At 74.0% G+C, this 369-nt stretch carries 1 protein-coding gene; it reads left to right on the plus strand.

Annotated features, from left to right (window positions below):
- The coding region (locus tag KVT14_RS20140) for a class I SAM-dependent methyltransferase (protein ID WP_217617280.1) at window positions 1–369 on the plus strand (369 nt) is incomplete at both ends.

Raw genomic sequence — 369 nt, forward strand, 5'->3', positions numbered from 1 at the left:
GTCGACGGGGATGCTCACGGTCGGCAAGCGCCGTCGCCCCGACCTGCCGTTCACCGCGGGCGACGCGACGGCCCGGCCGCTCGCGGGCGGGGTCCTCGGCGCGGTGACGATCTCGTTCGGCCTGCGGTACGTGGCGGACACGGTCGGCGCGCTGGAGGAGATGCGCCGCGTGACCAGGCGGGGCGGGCGCCTGGTCGTGTGCGAGTTCCCGACGCCGACCTGGGCGCCGTTCCGCACCGTGTACTCGGGGTACCTCGACAAGGCGCTGCCCGCGGTGGCGAAGGTGGTCGCGCGGGAGACCGCGGAGTACGACTACCTGGCCGAGTCGATCCAGGACTGGCCCGACCAGCTGGGTCTGGCGAAGCTCCT

Origin of the sequence: Cellulomonas sp. GbtcB1 (assembly GCF_019091725.1) — a bacterium.
In the GTDB taxonomy this organism is placed as follows: domain Bacteria; phylum Actinomycetota; class Actinomycetes; order Actinomycetales; family Cellulomonadaceae; genus Cellulomonas.